Here is an 18,906-nt window from a genome sequence, read left to right as displayed (position 1 = left end):
CGGCTTTTTTATATCTTTAAAATAGCGACATTTGATCTGACGTTATTAAGTTAAAATCTTTGCTTAACACAGGTAAAATAGCTTCTGCGATAGGTTTTAATTGCTTATCAATGTATTGCTGGTAATCAATATCAGAATGAAGATATTCCTGTGGCTCTGGGCCATTAACAGTCAACAAATACCCTATTCTTCCACGTTGTTGATAACGTAATGGTAAACCTAATGCCGCATTTTGTTGATCCGCTAAACGTGCTGCTTTTACTTGTGGAGGTACATTCTTAACATAATCTGCTAAAGGGCGACGTAAGCGTTTATGATAAACCAACTTATCATCTAATTGCCCTTGTTTGAGTTGCTCAATAGTATCCATGATATAGGTTTCTACGGGCAACCCTGCGAATATCTTTTGATAAAGTGCCTTCTGAAAATTTTGTGCTAACTCAGTCCAATCCGACCGAACCGTCTCCAACCCTTTGAAGACAATTTCCTCGCCTTTATCGGTCATGGTTAAACCTGCATAACGCTTTTTAGACCCAGTATCTTGGCCGCGTAGGGTTGGCATAAAAAATTTCGAAAAAGCCGTTTCAAATTCAATCTCTAAGAAACAATCTAAATCAAACTCTTCACGTAACCTAGTTTCCCAATAATGATTAATATCCTTAGCTAACAGCTTGCCTGCTTGCATTGCTTGTTGTTGATCTTGGCAACTTTTCAAGTACACAAAAGTAGAGTCCGTATCACCATAAATAACCTGCTGTCCCTGCGCTTCAATAAACTGTGCCGTATCTTGCATTATTTGGTGACCACGTAACGTGATCGAGCTTGCTAAGCGGGTATCATGAAAACGACAACCCGCAGAACCCAAGACACCATACATACTATTCATAATGATCTTAATAGCATGTTGGAAGGCATGATTTTTATCTTTTTTAGCCTGTTCACGAGCAGCAGTTAAGGTATTAATAATCTTAGGTAAGTGATGCGCAGTACGGCTAAACCTTGCTCCTCTAAAGCCAGGTATGGTTTCATCTTCAGGTGCTAATAACCCTTCTACCATACCCAATGGGTCAATCTTAAAACTACGCATGATATTAGGGTACAAAGACTTAAAATCTAATACTAATACCCACTCATATAATCCTGGTCGTGAGTCCATCACAAAACCACCAGGAGTGCTGTGCCTGTACATCCCCTAAATTCGGTGCAATATAACCACTACGGTGTAATAACGGTAGATACAGATTAATAAAGGCCGCCACCGATGCGCCGCGCCTTTCCAAAGCAAGTCCAGTCAAACGTGCTCGTTGAATAGTATATTCAGCAAGTTGTTTATCCTCAAAAATACGCTCGACGAGTAAGCAATCTTGTAAATTGTAACGTGCTAAGGTTAACGGCTCTTGCTCAAATTGGCGTTTAATTTCAAGGCCTTTATCGCTGTTGTTAGCGATTAACTTACCTTCACCAAATAAGCTTTGGCTAACAAACTCTAAACTATAACTTTCAAAGTGCAGACTGGCATTCTTTAAGGCATCTATGCCGTCCAGGACAACTCTTCCATTTAATATCACAGAGCCAGAGTCAGGATCGTCTCTATGTGTTAACCACTTTAAGGCACTCCCATCTCGGCCTATAGTCAAAGGCACACTTAATATCTGGGCTCTTTTAGCTAATAAACGCATATCGAAATTTGCTACCGCCCACCCAATAATTGCATCGGGGTCGTATTGTTCAAACCAATGGATAAGCGCTAATAACAATGCCCGTTCATCTTTAACCCATTGCACATTAATATCATCGGCGGCTTGAGGGTGGCCTATCATCAATACTGTATGATGAGCATTTTCAGCGTCACCAACATTGCCCATACTTAACGCAATACTATACAACTCACTCTGTGGGCTGCATTCGACATCCAATGACACCATAGTTACATGCCCATTGGCTTCAATCACCTCAGCATCTGTCTCACTAGATACTGTCGCATGTTGACAGGACCAGTACGATCCAAGCCAATCAATTTGCCCTGACACCTTGACCACACCATAAATAAAACGCTCCATCAAAAAACGGTCGCTTAATTTAATATCTCCTTCATAGGTAGCAATACCTTGCTGCATTAAGACCAATTGGCACCACTTATGAAGTTGTTGTTTAAACGTGTAAATGGCACAGACTTTCTGTCCATTAAAGGTTTTAAGGTCAATAGGCCTAATAAAATCTGGAAAGCAGTTTTCTTGTTTCCAAATAGATTCAGCCTGCTCCAATTGTGCTTGCTCAATAAGAAAAACATAACGTTGTTGGGGGATAACAATTCGGCATGGTCCACGCTCGGTGGTTAACCAGAAAATCAAATCAACACCCTGTGCTGTTTCGACTTGTTGGCGAGATAAAATCAGGCCTGATAGGGAAGTAATAGAAGTTTCGCTCATAAACTGCATCTTATACTAATATCAATTATATTAAATAAGTGTTGTGTATTATAAATAGAAAAAATGACTTAGTTTAAGCTGTTAATTGACAGGATTGGAATGTGTTATAAAGCTGAGAGTGAATAGCAATCTCTTATTCAAGATAATTGCCATTCACTCCCTTTATATTAACCGCGATGACGAGGTAGGAGTAGATTCAATAAGATAGCCACGATGCCACACAGGCTAACCCCTGTAAACTGAATGAACCAATGCCTAATGCCATACCGCCAATACCAAATACTAAGGTAACAGAAACAATACACATATTCCGTGGTTGAGATAAGTCTACACGATGGCGAATCATGGTATTCAAGCCTACAGATGCAATCGTACCAAACAACAGCATCATAATACCGCCCATGACTGCACCCGGAATAGTTTGTAATACAGCACCAAACTTACCTACAAATGCCAGCAAGATAGCAATAATAGCTGCCCACCACATGATTTTAGGATTGAAGTTACGCGTTAGCATGACTGCACCCGTTACCTCTGAATAAGTTGTATTAGGCGGGCCACCAAATAATGATGCGGCGCTTGTAGCAATACCATCACCCAGTAAAGTGCGGTGTAACCCTGGCTTTTTCAGATAGTCTTTACCTGTCACATTACTGATCGCTAGAATGTCACCAACATGCTCAACGGCAGGTGCAATAGCAACCGGAATCATAAATAATACCGCCTGCCAATTCCACTCAGGAGCCACAAATTTAGGCACACTTAACCAAGCAGCGTTACTAATTGCACTAAAATCTAACACGCCAAAAAAGAAAGCTAGAATATAACCGACCAATACACCACAAAATATCGGCACTAACTTAAATATACCTTTCGCTAATGTTGAGACTAACAAGGTGGTGATCAATGCAGAAAAAGAGATGATCATAGCCGTATTCTGCTCCATCAATACCGCACTTGCATCACCGGTTTTACCTAACGCCATATTCACTGCAACAGGTGCTAAACCTAAACCGATTACCATGATCACAGGGCCAACCACCACTGGTGGTAATAAACGATGGATAAAACCAACACCTTTTAATTTCACTGCATAAGACATCAACATATACACCACACCGGCTGCAAATAAACCGGACATCGTTGATGCAATGCCCCAGGTTTGCACGCCATAGGCAATAGGTGCAATAAAGGCAAAACTAGAAGCAAGGAAGATTGGCACCTGACCTTTGGTGACTAAATGGAACAATAATGTACCAATACCAGCGGTGAATAACGCCACATTAGGATCTAAACCGGTGATCAAAGGCATTAATACCAATGCACCAAAGGCCACAAATAACATTTGTGAACCAGCAAGCGCTTGCTGGAATAATGATAGATTAGCTGTACTATCTAGCTCAGCTGAGTCAGAGGAGACACTGTCTGACATATTAAATTCCCTTTATAAAAACAATAGAGTAGGTAAATCAACCTATTTTATTTAAGTAAAATAGGTTGATTTATTAGCATAAAATTATTTAGTACCGAAGATTTTATCACCCGCATCACCTAAACCAGGTACGATATAACCATGCTCATTTAAGTGAGAATCGATAGAAGCCGTATAAACTTCAACATCTGGGTGAGTCTCTTCCAAAGCTTTTAGACCTTCTGGAGCAGCCACTAAAATAAGTACTTTAATATTTGTACAGCCACTTTCTTTGATCAAATCTAATGTTGAGATCATCGAACCACCAGTTGCTAACATCGGGTCAACCACTAATGCCATACGTTGATCAATTTGACTAACTAGCTTTTGGAAATATGGCACGGGTTCTAGCGTTTCTTCATCGCGGTAAATACCAACTACACTGACTTTAGCACTTGGGATATAGTCTAAAACACCGTCCATCATGCCTAAACCTGCACGTAAGATAGGCACAACCGTTACTTTTTTACCTTCGATTTGCTGTACTTCAATCTCCCCTTCCCAGCCTTCGATTTTCACTGTTTCTAATGACAAGTCATTAGTTGCTTCATAAGTTAATAAGCTTGACACTTCACGTGCTAATTCACGAAAACGTTTGGTACTAATACCCGCTTCACGTAATAAACCTAATTTATGCTGGATAAGCGGATGTTTTACTTCAATGACTTTCATGCTGTGTCTCCAAATGAATAAAATGTTAAAATCGACCGATGTTAGCAAGATAAAATGAATCAATTTATGTGCTGTATCATTATAAATTGAAATCAGTTGTTTTTGTTAAAATTAGTCAATTTTTTAAACAAAAAAGGCTAATGGTTTCCCTTTAGCCTATTGATTTAAATGTATATTAATAACAAGAGAGCCCTAGTTATTATTTAAATTAGTAGCGCCGATTTTATGAATCGCCACATCTGCACCTTTGAACTCGTCCTCTTCATCTAAACGAATCGGTGTAATCGCATTCACTAACTTATAAACAATAAAACCACCCACTACAGCAAACACAATGCCCGCTAATGAACCGATTAATTGACTCATAAAGGTTACGCCACCTAAACCACCAAAACTTTCTAATCCAAAGATCCCAGCGGCAATACCGCCCCATAGTCCACATATTCCGTGTAAAGGCCAAACCCCTAATACATCATCAAAATTAGAGAACTTATTCTGTACATAAGTGAATATCCAAACAAATAAACCACCCGCAACTAAACCTGTCATTAACGCGCCAATGGGATGCATCAAATCGGAGCCAGCACAAACCGCTACTAAACCCGCTAGTGGGCCGTTATGAATAAAACCAGGGTCTTTTTTACCAATCACTAAAGAACTGATAATGCCGCCGACCATCGCCATTAAAGAGTTAATGGCTACTAATCCACTAATGCCCTCAATCGCCTGTGCAGACATCACGTTAAAACCAAACCAACCAATAGATAAGATCCAAGCACCTAACGCTAATAAAGGGATATTAGACGGTGCAAAGGCAATCACTTTGCCTTGACGAAAACGCCCATGACGACTGCCTAAAACAACAATGGCAGCAAAAGCAATCCAGCCCCCCACTGCGTGTACTACAATCGAACCGGCAAAATCATGGAAAGCAGCCCCGAAATTAACCGTTAACCAATCTTGGAATCCATAATTACCATTCCAAATCATCCCTTCAAAAAACGGATAAACAATACCAACACATAAAGCGGCAGCAATTAACATGGGATTAAATTTAGCTCGTTCGGCAACACCACCTGAAATAATCGCAGGAATTGCAGCAGCGAAAGTCATTAGGAAAAAGAATTTAACTAATTGATAGCCATTATTTTCGGCTAAAACGGCGGCGCTATCGAAAAAAGTAACACCGTAAGCTAACCAATAACCGAAGAAGAAATAAACCAATGCAGAAACACCAAAGTCAGACATAATTTTAACCAAAGCATTCACTTGGTTTTTATGACGAACCGTCCCAACCTCTAAAAAAGCAAAACCTGCATGCATGGCAAACACCATGATTGCGCCTAATAAAATGAATAACGTATCCGCACTACTGATTAACGCGGTGACATGATTTTGTACTAAGTCCATCTTTCCCTCTTTTTACATCCTTAAAAAATTGAGGCGAACCTTACCCGATCAATAAGTTAGTTAACATAGCTTTATCCTATTTTTCGCTTTTTTTGATATCAAATCAAGATTAGGCAAAAAGATGAAAGGTCGTGCATTTAATAAAAAACAACCTTTATAAAAACAAGATGTTTACTTAATTTAAATCAGAATAAATAGAGATGAATTTACTTTTTTCTATAACAAACCAACCGTCAATCAGTATCAGGTATTTATTTACATCGCCCACTGAAATAGATTGAACTCCTCGACAAAATGTTACACTATAACATTTTTAAATTAATGGATGAACATAGGTTGGCTTACATTGAATCTTGATAAAGATAAGAGTGTACAAATAGATATACACTCACTTCCCTGCTTTACACATTGCCAAGCAGCCTGTTTACAATTAAAAGCCTTAACTTGGTCTCCTAGCCGCCACAAAACTTTATTAAAACCTATCTCGTTGACCGTGCAATCAGGTGACTTTGTCGCTGTAGTCGGCCCTAATGGTGCAGGAAAAACCAGCTTATTGCGCTGCCTTTATCGCGTAAATAAACCTTCTAGTGGTGAAGTGCTAATCGATGGCGAAAACATTTGGTCTTTAACTGCTCGTCACTGTGCGCAACGCATTGCCACAGTATTACAAGATTCCAGCGCAGAGTTTGCATTGACCGTATTTGAAATGGTTGAAATTGGTTTAATACCACGCTCTACCGGCTGGAAACGCACAATACCGGATACACAGGCCATCAACAGTGTATTAACGCTATTGGATGTCACTCACCTTACTCATCGTAACTTCAATTCCTTATCCGGTGGAGAACGGCAACGTGTGATGATTGCTCGGGCTTTAGTGCAAGAGCCTGACATCCTTATTTTAGATGAGCCGACCAATCACCTGGATATACGCCATCAACTTGAAGTATTAGCTTTATTATCTTCGTTACCTTGCACCGTAATTGTCTCTTTACATGATTTATCATTAGCAGCCGCCTACGCAGACCGAGTATTAGTCTTAAAAAAGGGAGAGATGCAACATTACTCCCCCAAGTGATGTATTTACTAAAGCTAATATTGAGCAAGTGTTCGATGTAAAAACGATTATTGATCAACACCCTATAACCGATCGCCCTCGATTCTCATTCTATCTTAACCAGGCACAGGATTAACCTACTATGACCAAAGTTCACTCGATACTGGGCAGTTCATTACTGCTTCTTACCAGTACTGTCACCCTACCCGCTTTTGCAGAAACAGATGCACAGCATTACCCTATTGATGTGCAAAGTTGTAACCGCACAGTTACCTTCAACCAGCAACCTAAGGCAGCTGTATCTAATGACGTGAACTTAACAGAAATGATGCTGGTATTGGGACTGCAGGATAAGATGGTAGGAGTAACCGGCATCTCAGGTTGGAAAACCTTAGACCCTATCTTACGGGAAGGCATAGGTGAATTACCTGAGTTATCACCTAAATATCCAAGTAAGGAAGTGTTACTTGGTGCTGATACCGACTTTTATTTCGCAGGTTGGAACTATGGTATGAAGGTCGGCGGAGGAGTAACACCTGACACCTTAGCACCACTAGGTATTAAGACCTATGAGCTAACAGAAAGCTGCACGCATATTATGCAAAAGACTAAAGCTTCCATGGATGACTTATATGTTGATTTACTTAATTTAGGGCGAATTTTTAATGTTGAAGATCGCGCAAACCAACTCGTTGAAAATTATAAGGAACAGCTGCAAGCCTTTACTAACGATTTAACGCCTTTAGCCAAACCTATTAAAGTATTCGTTTATGATTCAGGACAAGAACAGCCTTTTACTTCCGGCGCAAAAGGAATGCCTACCGCATTAATAGAAGCCGCTGGTGGTACAAATATCATTGATGATGTACAAAAAGTTGGACACAAGTTAACTGGGAGTCAATTATCGACCGAGCACCAGAGGTAATAGTGATTGTTAACTATGGCGATGTCACTGCACAGCAAAAAATCGAATTTTTAACTCAGCATCAGGCACTCCAAGATATCCCTGCAATCAAGAATAAACGATTTGTAGTCTTAGAATATGTTGAAGCAACACCAGGCCCTCGTAATATTGAAGCCATTCAACGCTTAGCAAACGCTTTCAGAAGCTAGCATGAAAGCAGTTTTAAAAAGTAAAACTAATTTATCGACGCCAACCCTGCTAGTGAGCTTAGGGTTATTATTGATCGTACTGATCATTGTTGCTATAGGGGTTGGCTCGGTGTCTATTTCCACGTCCACAGTCTGGTCTATTATCAGCCACAAAATGGGATTAACCACCAGCCCGCCTGCTTGGTCTATTGGACGTGAAAATATTGTTTGGGAGGTCAGGTTACCTCGCGCTATTTTAGCGGCATTGGTGGGGGCTATTTTAGCCATTGTTGGAGCAGCTTTACAATCTGTTACACGTAACCCCTTAGCAGATCCACATTTGTTAGGTGTCTCTTCCGGGGCAGCATTAGGCGCAATTATCGCCCTATTACATACGGGGATGATTTTAGGCTTACTAACTGTTCCTATCTTCGCTTTTTTAGGTGCACTTTTAGCCATGTTATTAGTGTTAGGAGTCGCTAATTTTTCTCTAGCAAATAGTGCAGGTAGATTAGTGCTTGCAGGTGTCGCTGTAGCATTCATTTTAACGGCACTAGGCAACCTATTTATCTTTCTAGGTGACCATAGAGCATCACATACGGTGATATTTTGGATGTTAGGCGGTTTAGGATTAGCACAATGGAATCAATTATTGTTTCCATTTTTAACCCTGTTCTTTGGGTGCAGTTACTTATTGTATAAAGCTAAGTTTTTAAATGCCATGATTCTAGGGGATGAGACTGCCAATACCTTAGGTGTACCTGTACAAAGATTTCGCTTAACGGTGATCGTAGTCTGTGCTTTATTAACGGGTGCTGCCGTTGCTTTTTCTGGTGTCATAGGCTTTGTCGGTTTAATGGTTCCGCATATTGTGCGCTTATTGATTGGTGGAGATTACCGGAAGATATTACCGTTATCTGCATTATTAGGTGCACTGTTGCTTGTATTAGCCGATATTGTGGCGAGAGTGATTATTCCACCTGAAGATATGCCCATTGGTATTTTAACCGGCCTAGCTGGCGGCATCGCGTTTATATTTTTAATGCGCCAACGCCGTAATGTTGTTTTTTAGAAATATCACTAAGCCAATACATACAAATTGTATTGGCTGCTAATCTATAATAATAAAGTCTACTGCACTATTTTCAGTTTTTATTAAGAATCTTAACCACTCGAAATTTTCCAAAAAAAAGCCTGAACATATGTTCAGGCTTTTGTAATGTGGCTCCTCTTGCTGGGCTTGAACCAGCGACACACGGATTAACAGTCCGTTGCTCTACCAACTGAGCTAAAGAGGAATTGTAAATATTTATCGTAATTTCTTACGTTTAACTTCGACTTATCAAAGTTAAAGAATGTGGCTCCTCTTGCTGGGCTTGAACCAGCGACACACGGATTAACAGTCCGTTGCTCTACCAACTGAGCTAAAGAGGAATTGTAAATATTTATCGTAATTTCTTACGTTTAACTTCGACTTATCAAAGTTAAAGAATGTGGCTCCTCTTGCTGGGCTTGAACCAGCGACACACGGATTAACAGTCCGTTGCTCTACCAACTGAGCTAAAGAGGAATTGTATTTTCTTACTTATTAATCTTAATAGGGATTAACAGTATCTCTATGGCTCTACCAACTAACCTAAAGAGGAATTGTAAATGTTTATCGTAATTTCTTACGTTTAACTTCGACTTATCAAAGTTAAAGAATGTGGCTCCTCTTGCTGGGCTTGAACCAGCGACACACGGATTAACAGTCCGTTGCTCTACCAACTGAGCTAAAGAGGAATTGTAACTTTCTCACTGATTAATCTAACAAGGATTAACAGTGTCTCTATAGCTCTATCAACTGAGCTAAAGAGGAATTGTATTTTTCTTACTTATTAATCTCAACACGGATTAACAGTATCTCTATGGCTCTACCAACTAACCTAAAGAGGAATTGTATCTTATCACTGATTAATCTAATAACTGATCAACCGTGTCTTTATATCTAAAAGGTATTATCTAGCCCTTCATCATATCAATTCATTTTATAAATGAAAGGATAACTAAACAATATTTTGTTCGAGTCATCTTAAAGACGGGCGCAGTATATTTTTTGCGGTGAATCATGTCAACAAAAAAGGAGGATAAAAAAATTGGTTGCTGATAAATCAAACAACCAATCACAAATATTCGCTAACCTGCTTTTTTATTGTGCAATATCAATCAGATTAAATATCCCACTTAATACTGTCGTGTAATTTTTCTTGCGTCATTTCAAGTGGTTCATCAGGCTCACCAACAATCACTATGTTAGTTTTGCCCATTTTTTCAGACATACCTTTTAAATGCTCATTACTAAATTTCGCAGCAGGTGTGAATTTTCCATGTTCTGGCACGACAAACACAGTCACACGCCCTTTCTCACCTTTTAGTATCATATGTAAAGCTGAAGTACCTTTGAAACTACAGTAGTTTACAAACATCACTTCGCCTAAGCCTTCTTTAGCTTGTCCGCCATATACTGCGAGTTTAGCATTTACCGCCTGTAAGCTTGCATTCTCATTAGCCTTAGCTGTTAAGAAATACTCGTTTTTAACCATCTCTAACGCAACATTACCTATATCTTCAGGCGCTTGCTCAACGGCTGCGACTTCCACAGGTGGGGTAACTGTTTTCTGTATAAGCGGTATACTTAAACCAATAACAAAAGCGACAGAAGCAGCAATAGCCAGATGCCATCGAGCACTGATATTTTTGTCACGCTCTAACGCAAAGCTTTGCTCTAACATTATTTTGTCGGCTAAATCATCAGGCACATCCACTTTTAAACTATCTTTTAATAATTTATCGAATGCTTTGCTGTCATCGACTAGTTTTTTTGATGAATCAGAAGACATTGCTCTCTCTAAGAACTCTTCGGACTTATCATTGGGTGTTGCAATCGCTGTATGACGAAATAAAATATCATCCATGCGCTTCTCCGGTATTATTAATTTCTACTTTTAAATTAGTTTTAAGTAGATTTTTGGCTCTAAATAACCGTGTTAACACGGTATTTTTATTTAAATCTAATTGGGCCGCTATCTCTTCTGCAGTAAAGCCTGCAATGAGTTGTAACAACAGAGGTTCTTTATAGTCAGCAGGTAACGCTGCTATTTTTTGCTGAATGAGCTCTTTATCATATGGGCTAGACTCTTCTTCCGCTGCTACTTCGTAATCATCAATATCAACTAACGATAATTGCTTACGTTCAAAGCGCCTAGCATTCTCGCGGCGCAAGATTGTAAACAACCAAGCTTTGGCTGATTTATCATCAAGTAAACTGTCAATGCTTTTCCATGCACGTAAACAAGTTTCTTGCACTAGATCTTGAGCAACCTCAGGATCACGGCAAACCCACAATGCGTAGCGGTAAAGATCAGCGCTATAGACATTCACTAATGATTCATATCGTTTCTGTTTTCTATTCATATCCTTAATGACCGAGGATGATGAACTTTTATTTCGTTTCGATTTAAAAAAATTCATTATTTTCCTTTAATGCAAACTTTTCGCCTAATTTCGCTTATGAATGTCTGATATTTAGCGTCCTGCTATATAAATGCGAAGGGCTTTCTTTAAATACTATTAATAGTACCAGTAAATTAATAACCTCTATTATTGAATAGTTCTAGCAAGTTCGCAAATACAACAGTATTAAAACAAGGTTAGGTTATGCAAAGTTATTGAACATTTAAATAAATAGGTAAATAAACAGTAGATAATACGTATTGAGTGTTGATACTTAGGCTAACCTTTAATTTGCTACCAAAAACGTGTATTCGATAGGTACTGTCTTATCATCAATTAATAAAGTGATTTGTAGTGTGATTGATGCATTTTTTTCAGAGCAGGCTCCCACCATAGTTTGTGCTTGGTAAGTAATACTGTGGTTTATACTCTCAACGGGCACTAAGGTGACAGATATTTTACCTTCAAAGCCTTTTTCACTGACCATTTTTGCATCACTTACTGTCCAGTTTTTTAATTCACTGGTTAAACTGATATTAAACGGCTGATCAGGAACAACTTCCCCTTCCTCCACCGTTAATATAAAACGTCCAGACGCTGACTCTAGGACACAAGGCATAGATAACTGACACAGTAGCTGATCTGTTTTTGAAACTTGATTTGATTGCTCCGAAGATGATTGTTCACTACTCTCAAAGCTCAGTGTTCTCCATACAAATAACCCAATTAATAACGAGAGCATGATCAGTAGTTGGATTAATCGAGTAGGTGTGAGCATTATTTTTCCTTGTTAGTGGCAAAAACCACTTTTATATAAACCTAATGGCTTTACATAAAGTTACATCAGATAAGTTATACCGATGGTATTTGATATTGGATCTAAATTTAGCGTTGGAAAAATAGACCGGTTAATGATTGTGATTAGTATTCGCTTATTATAAATGTTTTCAGTTAATGGTTAAAACCTTTTAGTTTACACGATCAAATTACAGCAGTTCCTATATACAGTTTTAATTATTAATGATGAAAAGTATTAACACGCTTAACTTCTTGTGACTGGCACTACTCCTTTATTAATCAAATTTCTTTGCGCTAGCGCATAAAAACAATAAAAAATAATAATGGCACCATCATTTTTAAGCAAAAAAACACCCACTAACAACTTTAGTATTAACTATTTTAAAGGTGCTTTATAAGGTGCTAGTATTAAGTTAAATCAATAAAATGAAGAGATGAACATGGATAAAAGTAATACAAGTCGTATACAAAGTGGTGCTTGTGCAATTCATTGCCAAGATTGCAGTATCAGCCAGTTATGTATTCCTTACTCTCTCAACGAAACTGAATTGGAGCGTTTAGATACGATTATTGAACGTAAAAAGCCAATTCAAAAAGGCAGTGAGATTTTTAAGGCCGGTGAAGCAATGAGATGTCTCTATGCAATTCGTTCTGGTACTTTAAAGTCTTATACCATTACAGAGCAAGGTGATGAACAAATCACAGCTTTCCACCTTGCAGGAGACTTAGTTGGTTTTGATGGTATTAGCTCTGGCACTCATCCGAGTTTTGCACAAGCATTAGAAACAGCAATGATTTGTGAAATTCCCTATGACACACTTGATGATTTATCGACATCAATGCCTAAGTTAAGACAGCAAATTTTGCGTCTTATGAGTAATGAGATAGTAGAAGATCAAAGCATGATCCTACTTTTGTCCAAAAAGAACGCCGAAGAAAGATTAGCTTCTTTTATCCATAACCTTTCAGTGCGTTACGCCGCTCGCGGTTTCTCGCCAAGAGAGTTTAGATTGTCAATGACACGTGGGGATATCGGTAATTACCTAGGATTAACCGTTGAAACAATCAGTCGATTATTAGGTCGATTCCAGAAAAGTGGCATGATTGCAGTGAAAGGCAAATATATTACCGTATTAGATGAAGCACAACTTTCAGCATTATCAGGCTCAATGACGTAATAGTGTTAACACACAGTCCATTGCCCTTTATCGCTAATCTCACCACTAATACACTAACTATATTGTTAAGTTTTAAGGAGTATCATTAACCACTGTAGTTAGTGTGATTGGTATCACTACCTAATTAGCTGTAATTGCTCTAAATTAAAGGTAGTGATTTCTAAAAATTGGAGGCTAACATGCTTAAATATAATAATATTTTAGTTTATATCGATCCAACACAAGAACAACAACCCGCATTACAAAGAGCGATTGAAATAGCGCAAAATGATAAAAACACCAAAATAACGCTATTCCTATCTTGTTATGACTTAACCTATGAAATGACCTCGTTAAGCTCTGCTGAAGAGCGCCAGGTGATGCAATCTTTAGTTATCAAAGAAAACCAAGAATGGTTAGATACCCTCGCAGACCCTCACCGAGCAGAAGGTTACGCCATTGCTTGCCAAGTCCACTGGCATAACCGCCCTTTCCAAGCAGCCATTCAACTTATCCTAAGAGAAGGCTACGACCTGTTAATTAAATCTACTCATCCACACTCTCGTCTTAGCGCCATTTTATTCACACCAACTGACTGGAACTTATTGCGAAAATGTCCTATCCCACTGTTATTAGTGAAAGCGAAATCATGGCCTGAAAATGGCAATATATTGTGTGCTATTGATTGCAAAAGCGTTGAGGATGAAGCACACCATAGCTTAAATGAAGCGATTCTGACTGAGGCTAATGATATTGCTCAGATGATAAAATCTAATATTCATGCAGTTAATGCGTATCCAAGCCCGCCAATGAATATCATGATGGAATTACCTGAATTTGATCCAATTCATTATGAAGATGGATTAAAGAAGTTCCATCAAAAAACCTTGAATGATTATGCTAGTAAGTATCAACTTATGCCTGAAAACATTCACCTGGAACAAGGTTTACCAGAAGATGTGATCAGCGAGGTGGCGCAACAGATTAATGCTGAATTAGTTATCTTAGGCACAGTGGGACGCTCTGGTTTAGGCTCGACGCTACTTGGACATACTGCAGAGCAAGTAATTGATAAATTAGACAGTGATTTACTGGCGTTAAAACCACAAGGCTTTGTTAGCCCAATTAAGATAGATGAATAATATCAATTAGATACATAAAAGTATTGTACAAAACTAAAAGGCCCAATAACCAAATACTCGGTTATTGGGCCTTTTTAATGGAAATATTCTAAAGCTTAAAGACTTCCACTGACTTACTTAATGCATTGGCGATATCTAATAATTCATCAGCACGTTTTGCATTATTTGCAGAGCTTTCCGAGGTTATTTTCGCCATGTCGTTAATACCTACAATACTTTGATTAATCTCACCCGCAACTAAGGTTTGCTCTTCCGCTGACGTTGCAATCTGATTATTCATATCTTGAATGATAGAAACAGAATGACGGATCTCTTCTAGGGCTTGATTTGCCTCTTGAGATTTAACCGCCGTTGACTGTGCATTATTTACATTCACTTGCATCAGCTCCACTGAGTTTTTAGATTCCGTTTGCAGGCTGTTGATCATGGTTTGGATTTCAGTGGTACTCTCTTGTGTTCTATTTGCTAAACTACGCACTTCATCTGCAACTACAGCAAAACCTCGACCTTGTTCACCAGCCCTTGCGGCTTCAATCGCGGCGTTCAATGCTAATAAGTTAGTTTGCTCAGAGATAGCACGGATAACTTCGATAATACTACCGATATTATCAATTTCACCTTCTAGCTTATTCATCACTTGCTGCACGCCCGTCACCCCTTCAACCAAGGTTGAGATATCAGCGTTCATGCCATTAACCACTTCAATCCCTTTATTGGACTGATTATTTGCTTCATCAGCAGCTGTAGAAGCACTTAGCGCATTACGCGCCACTTCATCAACGGTCACCGCCATCTCATTCATCGCCGTAGAAGTTTGCTCTAACTCCATCATTTGAGTTTCTGAACTGCGGTTAACATTTGAAGCAGACTCTGACATCTGTGTAGAGGCACTGTTTAATTGACTGCTTGATACATTAATATGCTCAATAATATCTTTTAAGCTATCAACCATAGTTAAAATTGCACTATAAATTCCCGTCTCTTGCCCGGTAGCCGGCGCGACTGAACTCAACTTACCCTGTGCAATATTCTCTACAATTTTCTCTATATCAGCAGGCTCGCCACCCACAGGACGATACATAACCTTGATAATAATCAAATGAGATCAAGTATAAAGAAACAACAATAAAGACAAAAGCAATCAATAAGGTTGATTGCAAATCTTCACTGGAAGCTTTTGTTATTTCATCCCATTCCGTCCAGGTCCATACATTCCAATTTAAGCCATCAATACGAATACCTGACACTGTGTATTCTTCACCCTCTAAAAAGTAATTATGGTGACTCATTTCTGCGGTTTGGAACGCTTTATATGAAGGTCTTTCCTGATATAGGTTTTTACCCACTAAGGTATTATCTTTAGCTGCTAATAGATAACCATCTTCACGACTTACGAAGACATGATTATCAGGGTCCAATATATGTACAAACTCGCTCATTTGTTTAACACTAATATTCAAGCAAACAACACCAACAATCGAACCATTCCGTTTCACGGGTAATGCTAATGCCATGACGTTACTGCCTAATGAACTTTTATAAGGCTTAGTAATGATACGGTCTTCGCCATTAAATATTCTGACATACCACTCACGTTGTAATTGTTTGGCATTAAAGCCCACTTCTAAGCCATCGCTGGCATGCGCATAGGTTTTAGCATCCTTAGTGGTAATATAAGCGTCGAGGATATCCAAATTATTAGCCATGGCATGTAGGGAATTAACCGTTTCACGTTCATTTAATAATCCCGTTGAGTTAATCTCAACACTATCAGCCAAAATGCTTAACGCATCAAAATAGCGTTCCATTTTCTGTTCAATTGATTTAGAAATCAAAGCGGTTTGAACATCCATTCTGGTATTGTTATTTTCAATAGATTCAGCTCTAAAGTTAAAATAACCAACACCCGAGATAGCTGATATAGCCAGCGTTAATAACAAGCCTATCAGTAATAATATTTTTGTTTTTGCGGTCATAGTTTATGCTTCCTTGGTAAACTACTTTCATTTCAGTAATGAAGAAAAGTAATACAATGTTCTGTTGGCTTTTGATAACCGTTATAGCAACAGAAATAGATGAAATAATGTGGGTATATTCGATCAAATTGACTCCTTTTTTACTGAGATATTTACAATAAAAAAGGAGTGTTCTAACGTTAAGCTTGCTCGTTTAAGTAATTCAACACCACTTCGTGGTGATCTTTAGTTTTAAACTTATTAAAGATATGTTGTAACTTGCCCTCTTCATCGATTAAAAATGAGGTTCTTACTACGCCCATATTTTCTCTACCCATGAATTTTTTTAGTTGCCAAACACCAAAGCTTTCACAAACGCTATGGTCCTCATCACCTAATAAAGTAAAGTTCAAGGATTGTTTGTTGATGAAGTTAGTTAACTTCTTTGGTGTATCAGGGCTAATACCTAATACCACTACATTCAAGTCTGCTAAATCATCTTTACTATCGCGCAAAGCACAGGCTTGTGTTGTACAACCAGGGGTAGAGGCTCTTGGGTAAAAATAGACCAATACTTTTTTACCCAAGTAATCACTTAAAGTAACCTGGTTATTATCTTGATCTGGTAAGGTGAAATTTGGCGCTAAGCTACCGACTTCTAACATAAATTTTATTCCCACTAGTTAAAAATTAGACACATTATTGGTGTTTGTCTGTTCTTTTGATGTTATCGGCAAAAGAACAGACTTCTTTACCTACTTTTTTAATAAAATTGAAAAAATATCCTATAAAAACAACCTTATTAATCAATTGACTCTATTACATTGTTCTCCATTTGTACTGCTGGCCACGCATTAAGCACAGCTTTGACTAAGGTCGCTAAAGGTATCGCGAAAAAACTCCCCAGAACCCCCATAAACCACCAAAAATTAATACTGAAATAATAATAACAACTGGGTGTAAGTTTACCGCTTCAGAAAATAATATAGGTACAATCAAATTACCATCTAATGCTTGAATAATGCCGTAAGCAATCATCAAATAAGCAAACTCTGGCGATATTCCCCATTGAAATAACGCCACAACAGCCACAGGTACTGTCACTACGGCTGCACCGATATAGGGGATCAAAACAGATAAACCAACCAATACAGCTAATAAGGCTGAATAACGTAAGTCCATAAAGAAGAAGGTAAAGTACGTCGCTACGCTAACAATTAATATTTCAGTAATTTTACCGCGAATATAGTTCATGATTTGGCCATTCATTTCTGACCATACTTGCGCAGCTAGTTTTCTGTTATTAGGCAAAAACTTAACCATGCTCGCTATCAACTCATTTTTATCTTTAAGCATAAATACCATCATCAGAGGTACCAATATTGCGTACACGAGTAATGCAGCAATATTCAATAAAGATGCAAAAGATTGGGATAATAGGAAGCCGCCACTATCCACTAAATAACTTTTTATAGTGCCTATCAAGTGTGTAATGGTTTCAGGATCAACCGCTTCTGGGTAATGTGCCGGTAGGGTTAACATATAAGTTTGTCCCTGATTTAGCATAGTAGGTAAATCTTGCACAAAAGAAGCAGCCTGTTTGAATAGTGTTGGTAAAACACCTAAAAAACCAAAAATACAAATAGAGACAAACAATGCCATTACAATCAGCGTTGCCACTGTCCTGTTCATTTTGAAGCGCATCAAGTAGGTCACAGGCCAATCCAGCAAATAAGCCAAAACAATCGCAACAAATAAAGGCGTTAAAATATTACCAAAAAGATAGATTACAAAAAAAGAAAACAATAAAAGCAGGAACAAAACACTTAAATTAGGGTCTGAAAAACGTGTCTTATACCATTGAATTAGTTGCATAAACATTGGAGATTTATCCTTATATGATGGCGAATATGTTATTTTATCACTGACCTAAATAATGAGATAACAAACGCTATTATCCTTGTTTAATACCAATCACACATATTAAATATTATTGATAATACACAAACACTAACACATTATTTTTAATGTGAATGTAATGTACTTAATTTGCTCAGCGTATCTACTTAAAATAGATACCTTAAAAGACCAATAGATAACTGATTAATTTCATTTAATCATCTCTTTTGCTGATCATGATAGCAACCATTGTTTCTATTATGAACGGTTAGTCAGCGATAGTTAACTATACAAACTAAAAGGCGAGTTAATGTAAATGACTGTTTTATTAA

Annotated in this window: 16 protein-coding genes, 4 tRNA genes and 2 pseudogenes; 6 read left to right on the top strand and 16 right to left on the bottom strand. The window is 38.2% G+C overall.

What is annotated here, in order from left to right:
• Positions 1 to 16 precede the first annotated feature (16 nt).
• From ACLKL2_RS18385 to ACLKL2_RS18365, 5 genes and pseudogenes are all read right to left on the bottom strand, one after another.
• Entirely contained in the window at positions 17 to 1,156 is a 1,140-nt protein-coding gene (locus ACLKL2_RS18385; RefSeq protein ID WP_413692731.1) for a DNA polymerase II, read from the bottom strand.
• Positions 1,131 to 2,429, bottom strand: coding sequence for a 3'-5' exonuclease (locus ACLKL2_RS18380; protein ID WP_413692730.1), 1,299 nt, complete (start codon positions 2,427 to 2,429; stop codon positions 1,131 to 1,133). The genes ACLKL2_RS18385 and ACLKL2_RS18380 overlap by 26 nt, the downstream gene beginning before the upstream one ends.
• A gap of 167 nt (positions 2,430 to 2,596) precedes the next feature.
• A pseudogene (locus ACLKL2_RS18375) lies at positions 2,597 to 3,774 on the bottom strand (uracil-xanthine permease family protein).
• 171 nt (positions 3,775 to 3,945) lie between these two features.
• Positions 3,946 to 4,572 carry a uracil phosphoribosyltransferase gene (gene upp / locus ACLKL2_RS18370; RefSeq protein ID WP_113817869.1) on the bottom strand — a complete coding sequence of 209 codons (627 nt, stop codon included), beginning with the start codon at positions 4,570 to 4,572 and terminating at the stop codon, positions 3,946 to 3,948.
• A gap of 192 nt (positions 4,573 to 4,764) precedes the next feature.
• Positions 4,765 to 5,982, bottom strand: a complete 1,218-nt coding sequence (locus ACLKL2_RS18365; protein WP_413692729.1) for an ammonium transporter — start codon at positions 5,980 to 5,982, stop codon at positions 4,765 to 4,767.
• Positions 5,983 to 6,328: 346 nt separating this feature from the next.
• Between ACLKL2_RS18365 and ACLKL2_RS18360 the strand changes: the two genes are divergently transcribed.
• The 4 genes from ACLKL2_RS18360 (at position 6,329) to ACLKL2_RS18345 (ending at position 9,203) form a co-directional block, all read left to right on the top strand.
• Positions 6,329 to 7,060, top strand: a complete 732-nt coding sequence (locus ACLKL2_RS18360) for an ABC transporter ATP-binding protein (protein ID WP_413692728.1) — start codon at positions 6,329 to 6,331, stop codon at positions 7,058 to 7,060.
• Between the two features lie 121 nt (positions 7,061 to 7,181).
• On the top strand, positions 7,182 to 7,964 hold the full coding sequence (locus ACLKL2_RS18355) for an ABC transporter substrate-binding protein (RefSeq protein WP_413692727.1): 783 nt from the start codon (positions 7,182 to 7,184) through the stop codon (positions 7,962 to 7,964).
• A 2-nt stretch (positions 7,965 to 7,966) separates the two neighbouring features.
• Positions 7,967 to 8,152 (top strand): hypothetical protein, encoded by a 186-nt coding sequence (locus ACLKL2_RS18350; protein ID WP_413692726.1) that lies wholly within the window; start codon positions 7,967 to 7,969, stop codon positions 8,150 to 8,152.
• A 1-nt stretch (position 8,153) separates the two neighbouring features.
• Positions 8,154 to 9,203: a FecCD family ABC transporter permease gene (locus ACLKL2_RS18345; RefSeq protein ID WP_413692725.1), complete on the top strand. Its 1,050-nt coding sequence runs from the start codon at positions 8,154 to 8,156 to the stop codon at positions 9,201 to 9,203.
• Between the two features lie 150 nt (positions 9,204 to 9,353).
• Here the strand turns inward: ACLKL2_RS18345 and ACLKL2_RS18340 are convergent.
• From ACLKL2_RS18340 to ACLKL2_RS18310, 7 genes are all read right to left on the bottom strand, one after another.
• Positions 9,354 to 9,429: transfer RNA gene (locus ACLKL2_RS18340), tRNA-Asn, on the bottom strand.
• A gap of 60 nt (positions 9,430 to 9,489) precedes the next feature.
• Positions 9,490 to 9,565 (bottom strand) — tRNA-Asn (locus tag ACLKL2_RS18335).
• 60 nt (positions 9,566 to 9,625) lie between these two features.
• Positions 9,626 to 9,701: transfer RNA gene (locus ACLKL2_RS18330), tRNA-Asn, on the bottom strand.
• 136 nt (positions 9,702 to 9,837) lie between these two features.
• Positions 9,838 to 9,913, bottom strand: a tRNA-Asn gene (locus ACLKL2_RS18325).
• A gap of 428 nt (positions 9,914 to 10,341) precedes the next feature.
• The gene (locus ACLKL2_RS18320; RefSeq protein WP_413692724.1) at positions 10,342 to 11,085 is read right to left on the bottom strand and encodes a DUF3379 family protein; all 744 of its coding nucleotides are present in this window, start codon (positions 11,083 to 11,085) and stop codon (positions 10,342 to 10,344) included.
• The gene (locus tag ACLKL2_RS18315) at positions 11,078 to 11,641 is read right to left on the bottom strand and encodes a sigma-70 family RNA polymerase sigma factor (protein WP_413692723.1); all 564 of its coding nucleotides are present in this window, start codon (positions 11,639 to 11,641) and stop codon (positions 11,078 to 11,080) included. Before ACLKL2_RS18315 ends, ACLKL2_RS18320 begins: the two co-directional genes overlap by 8 nt.
• Positions 11,642 to 11,909: 268 nt before the next feature.
• Positions 11,910 to 12,401, bottom strand: a complete 492-nt coding sequence (locus ACLKL2_RS18310; RefSeq protein WP_413692722.1) for a hypothetical protein — start codon at positions 12,399 to 12,401, stop codon at positions 11,910 to 11,912.
• 454 nt (positions 12,402 to 12,855) lie between these two features.
• Between ACLKL2_RS18310 and ACLKL2_RS18305 the strand changes: the two genes are divergently transcribed.
• Positions 12,856 to 13,599 carry an FNR family transcription factor gene (locus tag ACLKL2_RS18305; RefSeq protein ID WP_113817876.1) on the top strand — a complete coding sequence of 248 codons (744 nt, stop codon included), beginning with the start codon at positions 12,856 to 12,858 and terminating at the stop codon, positions 13,597 to 13,599.
• Positions 13,600 to 13,778: 179 nt separating this feature from the next.
• A complete protein-coding gene (uspE, locus tag ACLKL2_RS18300) occupies positions 13,779 to 14,720 on the top strand; it encodes a universal stress protein UspE (RefSeq protein WP_113817877.1) in 942 nt (313 codons plus the stop codon).
• An 88-nt stretch (positions 14,721 to 14,808) separates the two neighbouring features.
• Here uspE and ACLKL2_RS18295 read toward each other — a convergent pair whose 3' ends face one another.
• The 4 genes and pseudogenes from ACLKL2_RS18295 to ACLKL2_RS18280 all read right to left on the bottom strand — a co-directional run bounded on the left by ACLKL2_RS18295 (position 14,809) and on the right by ACLKL2_RS18280 (position 18,556).
• A complete protein-coding gene (locus ACLKL2_RS18295) occupies positions 14,809 to 15,801 on the bottom strand; it encodes a methyl-accepting chemotaxis protein (protein WP_413692721.1) in 993 nt (330 codons plus the stop codon).
• Positions 15,770 to 16,696 carry a cache domain-containing protein gene (locus ACLKL2_RS18290; RefSeq protein WP_413692720.1) on the bottom strand — a complete coding sequence of 309 codons (927 nt, stop codon included), beginning with the start codon at positions 16,694 to 16,696 and terminating at the stop codon, positions 15,770 to 15,772. Before ACLKL2_RS18290 ends, ACLKL2_RS18295 begins: the two co-directional genes overlap by 32 nt.
• A gap of 179 nt (positions 16,697 to 16,875) precedes the next feature.
• The gene (gene bcp, locus ACLKL2_RS18285; protein WP_113817879.1) at positions 16,876 to 17,340 is read right to left on the bottom strand and encodes a thioredoxin-dependent thiol peroxidase; all 465 of its coding nucleotides are present in this window, start codon (positions 17,338 to 17,340) and stop codon (positions 16,876 to 16,878) included.
• Positions 17,341 to 17,477: 137 nt separating this feature from the next.
• Positions 17,478 to 18,556: pseudogene (locus ACLKL2_RS18280) on the bottom strand (AI-2E family transporter).
• Positions 18,557 to 18,906: the final 350 nt, after the last annotated feature.

The organism is Psychromonas sp. KJ10-2 (assembly GCF_047323255.1).
Lineage (GTDB): Bacteria > Pseudomonadota > Gammaproteobacteria > Enterobacterales > Psychromonadaceae > Psychromonas.
Note: the sequence above shows the minus strand (reverse complement) of the source record. Positions and strands in the feature narration are given on the sequence as shown.